At 66.1% G+C, this 6480-nt stretch carries 5 protein-coding genes; 2 read left to right on the forward strand and 3 right to left on the reverse strand.

Going from position 1 to position 6480, the window contains the following annotated elements:
- Positions 1 to 328, forward strand: a 328-nt coding sequence (locus H5T60_10330; GenBank protein ID MBC7242827.1) for an ABC transporter ATP-binding protein, incomplete at its 5' end; no start/stop codon positions are given.
- Positions 325 to 1158 carry an ABC transporter permease gene (locus tag H5T60_10335; protein MBC7242828.1) on the forward strand — a complete coding sequence of 278 codons (834 nt, stop codon included), beginning with the start codon at positions 325 to 327 and terminating at the stop codon, positions 1156 to 1158. The genes H5T60_10330 and H5T60_10335, both read left to right, overlap by 4 nt.
- A gap of 10 nt (positions 1159 to 1168) precedes the next feature.
- On the opposite strand, the gene mfd is transcribed toward H5T60_10335, so the two are convergent.
- The 3 genes from mfd to H5T60_10350 form a co-directional block, all read right to left on the reverse strand.
- A complete protein-coding gene (gene mfd / locus H5T60_10340) occupies positions 1169 to 4765 on the reverse strand; it encodes a transcription-repair coupling factor (protein MBC7242829.1) in 3597 nt (1198 codons plus the stop codon).
- The gene (locus H5T60_10345; protein MBC7242830.1) at positions 4762 to 5364 is read right to left on the reverse strand and encodes an aminoacyl-tRNA hydrolase; all 603 of its coding nucleotides are present in this window, start codon (positions 5362 to 5364) and stop codon (positions 4762 to 4764) included. Before H5T60_10345 ends, mfd begins: the two co-directional genes overlap by 4 nt.
- 90 nt (positions 5365 to 5454) lie before the next feature.
- The gene (locus H5T60_10350; GenBank protein ID MBC7242831.1) at positions 5455 to 6201 is read right to left on the reverse strand and encodes a hypothetical protein; all 747 of its coding nucleotides are present in this window, start codon (positions 6199 to 6201) and stop codon (positions 5455 to 5457) included.
- Positions 6202 to 6480: the final 279 nt, after the last annotated feature.

Consider the following 6480-nt stretch of genomic DNA (forward strand, 5'->3'; position numbering starts at 1 on the left):
GGTGGAGGCGGTCTGTGACCGCGTGGGCATTATCCGCCAGGGGGAGCTGGTACGCGTCGGTACGTTGGAGGAACTGGCCGGCGGGACCCTGCAGGTGGAGATACGCGCTCGGGCATTGACACCGGAGCTGATCGCCGGCCTGGCGCGCTGGGGGCGCGTCGTGCGGCAGGAAGGGGGCGAGCAGGTGCTCCTGGAGACGGCGGAGGAGGAAGCACTGCCGGCTATCGCCGCCTGGCTGGTGGAGAACGGCGTGCGGCTGTATGCCCTCACGCCGTGCCGCCGGCCGCTGGAAGACCTCTTCGTCCAGATTGTGGAAGGCGCGCAATGAAAGTCTGGCTGATTGCAGAGATGACCTTTCACGAGGCGCGTCAGCGCCGGCTGGTGTGGATCGGGGCACTGCTGGGCCTGCTGTTCCTGGGAGTGTTCGCCCTGGGCTATCGTTATATGTATCAGGACGTGTCACGCTACGCCGGCGCACTCGCCACCCAGGTCATCAGCGCGGCCAACGGCTTCGCGCTGATGGGTCTCTATGCCGTGAACTTCCTGGGCGTCATGCTGGCCGTCATCATCTCCGTGGACACTCTCTCCGGCGAGATAGCCTCCGGCACCATTCACACCATCGCAACCAAACCCTTGCGCCGGTGGGAGATTGTGGTGGGGAAATGGCTGGGCCTGCTGGCGATGCTGAGCCTTTTCATTATCTTCCTCTGCGCCGGCCTGACGCTCATCACCTGGCTCATCGCCCGGCACATCCCGCCCAACATCGTGCAGGGGACGGCGCTGATGATCTTATGCGGCACGGTGGTGATGACCCTGTCCCTGCTGGGGAGCACCTACCTGGCGGCGCTGGCGAACGGCGTGGTGGTGCTGATGCTCTACGGCCTCGCCTTCGCCGCCGGCTGGATGGAGGAGTTCGGCGCCACATTCCAGAATACCTCAGCGGTGCGGGTGGGCATCGTCGTCAGCCTGCTGATGCCGGCGGAGGCGATGTGGAAGCGCGCCGCCTATCTCATGCAGCCGGCTTTCCTGCGGGAGTTCGGCATGTCCCCCTTTGGCGCCGGCAGCGCGCCCAGCTCTGCCATGGTGGTCTATACCCTGCTGTATGTCCTGGTCATCCTGGCCGCCGCCGTGCGGCTCTTTCAGCGCCGCGACCTCTGACATCCGCTCCTCAGGCGGCCACCGCCAGTTCGCTCAGCACCTTGGTCAGCACCTCGCGCCAGATGCCCTGTTCGTCCAGTGGAATGGCGATATGCCGGCGTGCCACCTTGACGGCACTGCCCAACTTCTGCTGGAGCGCATCCCGGTCGATCAGCTCCAGGCCGATACAGCGGATCACCAGGCTGTTGTTCTCGCGAACGATAGCCTCGATGCCTAACTGCAGGGCATCGGCTCGCACATGGAGCTGGAAGAAGAGGTTTTCCACCTCCACCGGCAAAGGGCCGAAGCGGTCCCGCAGTTCCGCGGCCAGTTCATCAATCTCCGCATGGGTGCTCAGCTCCGCCAGCCGGCGGTACATCTGCAGGCGCAGGGGCTCCTCGGGGATATAACTCTCTGGAATATATGCCACCAGCGGCAGATCGATTAACACCAGCGGTTGATCGGCACCGATGGTCTTGGGAAGCTGGGGTCGGCGCCAGCCGGCGCCCGGCTTCTTCTTTGGCTCCTCCTCATCCGGGGCGCCGCCCTCACGCAGTTCCTGAATGGCCTGCGAGAGGAGCCGGGAATACATGTCCAGGCCGATGGCGGCGATGTGGCCGTGCTGGCGGGCGCCCAGTATCTCGCCGGCGCCGCGAATCTCCAGGTCCTCCAGGGCGATGCGAAAGCCGGCGCCCAGCTCGGTCGCCTCGGCGATGGCTTCCAGCCGGCGGCGCGCCACCGGGCTGAGCGGATGATGCTTGTCGTACAGCAGGTAGGCATAGGCGCGCACGGCGCCGCGCCCCACGCGCCCGCGCAGTTGATACAACTGGGCCAGGCCGAAGGTGTCCGCCCGGTTGATGATGATGGTGTTCACGTTGGGGATATCAATGCCGCTCTCGATGATGGTGGTGCACACCAGCACATCATATTCCCCGTTGGCAAAATCCCACATCACCTGGGCCAGCTCTTTCTCCGGCATCTGCCCATGGGCGATGGCGAAGGTGGCCTCCGGCACCAGCTTCTGGAGCTTGCGGGCGATGATCTCGATGCCCTGCACGCGGTTGTGCACGAAGTACACCTGGCCGCCCCGCTCCAGCTCCCGCAGGATGGCCTGCCGCACCAGGTTATCGTCGTACGGGGCCAGGATCGTCTTGATGGGCAGACGGTCCTCGGGCGGCGTGTCAATGGTGCTCATATCGCGCAGGCCGACCAGCGACATGTGCAGGGTGCGCGGGATGGGCGTAGCAGTGAGCGTCAGCACATCCACTTCCTTGCGCAGTTGTTTGAGGCGCTCCTTATGGGCCACGCCGAAGCGCTGTTCCTCGTCAATGATGACCAGGCCCAGGTCTTTGAATCTCACATCTTTTTGGAGCAGGCGGTGAGTGCCGATGATGATGTCGATTTTGCCGGCGGCCAGCTCCTGCAGGATGCGCTCCTGCTCCTGCCTGGACCGAAAGCGCGACAGCATCTCGACAATGACCGGGAAGGCCGCCAGCCGCTCCTGAAAGCGCTTGTAATGCTGTTGGGCCAACACGGTGGTCGGCACCAGCACCGCCACCTGCTTGCCGTCCATCACCGCCTTGAAGGCGGAGCGCAGGGCGACCTCGGTCTTGCCGTAGCCCACATCGCCGCAGATGAGGCGGTCCATGGGCAGGGGCCGTTCCATGTCAGCCTTCACTTCCTCAACGGCCATCAACTGGTCCGGCGTCTCGGTATAAGGGAAAGCCTCTTCCATCTCCGCCTGCCAGGGGGTATCCGGCTGGAAGGCATGTCCCTGGGCAGTGGCGCGCGCGGCGTACAGCTCCAGCAGTTCGCGCGCCAGGTCCCGCACTGCTTTCTGGGCACGGGCTTTGGTCTGTTCCCATTCGCCGGTGCCCAGCCGGCTGAGCGGTGGAGCGCCCTCGCCCGGGCCGACGTAGCGCGCCAGGCGGTCGGCCTGATGCACAGGCACAAAGAGGCGGTCGCCGGCGGCATAATCCACCTGCAGGTATTCCCGCTCGATGCCGTCCACCGTCATCCGCACCAGGCCGCGGTAAATGCCGATGCCGTGCTCCACGTGCACCACATAGTCGCCCGGGGAGACGTCGGAGAAGAAGGCTTCCGGGGAGAGGCCGCGGGCGCGCCGGCGCTGGCGGCTCTCCGGCTTGGACCAGCCGAACAGCTCGGTATCGGTCAGCAGTACCGTGGCTGGGCCGGCGGGCGCGTCCGATTCCGCCGGCCAGACATGGTCCAGCATCCACCCCTCGGACAGCACCCCGCGCAGGAGGGTGATGGTACCGGGGGTGGGGGGCTGGGTAATTTCCTCCACCTCAGCGATGGGCCGGCCGGCCTCCAGGAACAGCTCCGCCAGCCGGCGCGCCTGCCGGCTGACGATGACCACGCGCTCGCCGGCGCGCGCCATCTCATCGCTCTCGCTCACGATCTGCTTGAGCCGGCCGCCGTAGTGGGGCGCCGGCGCGAACAGCTCGGCCAGCGGGGGCAGGGATTCCTCCTCTGCCTCCAGGCCGTAGCCCAGGTCCAGGTCTGCCCGGGCCGCGACGCGTTCCTTCTCCTGCTCCCAATCCCAATGGGTGGCGGCGAAGTCGGGCGGCAGGTCGCCGGTGCGCTGAACGGTCTGGCGGTTGTCCTCGGCCTGCTTCATGAATTCCCGGGCGGCCTCGTCCAGCTCGGCCATATCCTCGACGATGAGCAGGCCGGCGTCCGGCAGATAATCCAGCAGACGCCCCGGTTGGGAGTACAGGTAGGGCAGATAAAATTCGATGCCCTTAAAGGTCTCGCCGGCGGCCAGCCGCTCGATATCGCGGCGGAAGTCCACAGCGGCTACCGCCTGGCAGGTTTCCAGCGCGAGGTGTTCCAGCCGTTCGGCGGCCTGCGGCCCGAATTTGGGCAGGGCCTCATTGGCCGGCACCAGCGTCACCGCGGGAATGGACTGCATGGAGCGCTGGGTGGATGGGTCGAACTGACGCAGGGAATCGATCTCGTCGCCGAACAGCTCCATGCGCACCGGCCACCGCTCGGTGGGCGGGAAGAAGTCAATGATACCGCCGCGCCGGCTGAAAGTGCCCGGCTCCTCCACCAACTGCGCCGGCTGATAGCCCATGGAGACCAGGCTCTCCAGCAGTTTGACCAGGTTGACCTGCTGGCCCTGCCGCAGGACGCGCAGGCCCAGGATGAACTCGCGGCGGGGGATGGTCAGGCTGAGCAGGGCGCGCGCCGAGGTGACGACGATGGGAGGTTCCTCACCGCCGGCCTGGGCCGGCGTGCTGGCAAAATAAGGCGCCAGGGCAGAGAGGGCGCTCAGGCGCTGGAAGATGGTCTCTCCGCCCCAGGGAACCTTCTCATACGGCAGGGGGTCGGCGGCGCTGAAGAGATGCACCTCGGAGGCCGGCAGCCACTGCCGCAGATGGATATGCAACTGCACGGCGCGTTGGGGCCGGCCCGTCACCACCAGGATGGGACGCCGCAGATGCTGTGCCAGGGCGGCAACCAGGTACGGACGAGCGCTCTTGAGAATCTGCAGGGGACGCGTCCGTCCGCGCCAGCCCGGGATATCCGATTGTAAGGCGTCGAGCAGGGCCTGGTAGGCCGGCCGCTCGCGCAGAAGTTCCAGTAACCCGCTGAGCTTCAACTTTTCTCTATCCGCTGACCCTCCACGGGGCGATTAACGTGATTCATGGCCGCATCCAGGTCGCCCTGTAACCAGAGCTGGATGGCCTCCAGGGCCCGATCAATGGCCCGGGCAATCTCGATCGCCTCGTCCGTCGTGAAATCCTGCAGGACGTAATCGGCGGGATCGCCGGCGCTCGGCCGGCCGATGCCGATGCGCAGTCGGGCGAACTCCTCCGTACCCAGAGCCTGAATGATGGACTGCATGCCCTTATGGCCGCCGCTCCCGCCGGCCGGCCGCATACGCACCCTTCCCAACGGCAGGTCCAGGTCGTCGTACACCACCAGGAGGTCCGCCGGCGTGCGCCGGTAATAATGCAGAACCGCCTGCACCGCCTTCCCACTCAGGTTCATGTAGGTCATGGGCTTGACGAGCAGGGCCGGCACGCCGGCGATGGTGCCCTGGGCGATCTGGGCGTGCAGGCGCGGCTCCATCGAAAACGACAGGCCGTGCGCGCCGGCCAGGGCATCCACGCATTGGAAACCGACATTATGCCGGTTGCGCGCGTAGCGCGCCCCCGGGTTGCCCAAACCCACGATAATCTTCCACTCGACAGGCATCCGCAATTCACCTTACGAACGTCATGGGGCTAATCGCGTCGACTAGCCCCATGGCGGTGTTGTATGCTGGTTGCGGCAGGCCGGCGCGCATCATGCGTCCCGCTCATCTCGGGGCCGGCGGCGCGGGCCGCGGGTCGCGGCGCGCACCAGGGCGCGCAGGATGTAGCGCACCAGCGCCAGCCCGCCTAGGACGACGAACGCGGCGAGGGCGATTCTGGCGCCCAGGCAGAAGGAATCCCAGAGCTTCCCGGGGTTGAAGGTCGCCGTCGCCGCCGGCGTCGGCGTGGCCTGCGATGCGGCGGCCGTCGCGCCCGGGCTGGGGCTGGCCGGCGGCGTGATGCGCTTCGGCTGTTCGATCACCACGGTCGGGGTCGGCGGGATCGGCGTCGGCGTGATAGTAGGGGTGGGCGTCTCCGCCGGCGTCGGCGTCTCGGTCGGCCGCGTGTTGGCGACGGTCAACTGCCGCACGTAGTATTCGTCGTAGTTGCCGTCGCGCCGCGCCACCCGCAGGCGCAAGCTGTAGGTACCGTCGGGCACTTGCGTGGTGTCCCAGACCTCCAGCCGGCCGTTGACCACCGGCGTCTCGTGCACGCTCCCGATAAGCACCCAGTTGGTGGGGTTAGGCTCGGGCGCATAATGCACCTCGTACTTCCAGAAGTCGGGATGGGAGGCACTGCCCTCGATGACCACTGCGCCGCGCACCGTGGTCAGGCTTTGGGGCGAGGTGATGACCGCCAGCCCCTGATAGGGGGGCGCGGCATGGGCGCTTCCCAGGAAACCGGCCAGCACGATCACCGCCATCAGCATCACCAACGCCAGCGCTGTGATCCGCCGCATACGTTCCCCTCGCTGAAAGTTTCAGACATGATAGTGTAGCACAAATCGGGGCAAGATACAAAAACCCGAAAGTACATGCGCCGGCGTCTGGCGGGACAGCGCCGCGGTGCCTCCCGTTGGCCGGCGAGGAGCGAATTTGTTGCCCGACGGTATCCGTGATATATTATTGGTTTGTCTGTACATATTGCTTGCGGAAACGAAGCGAACCATGCCAGGAGGCGTGCACAGATGATGATTTCGATACTGCCGGCCATCCACGAGGCCATGCGGGAACGACTG

Source organism: Anaerolineae bacterium (assembly GCA_014360855.1).
In the GTDB taxonomy this organism is placed as follows: domain Bacteria; phylum Chloroflexota; class Anaerolineae; order JACIWP01; family JACIWP01; genus JACIWP01.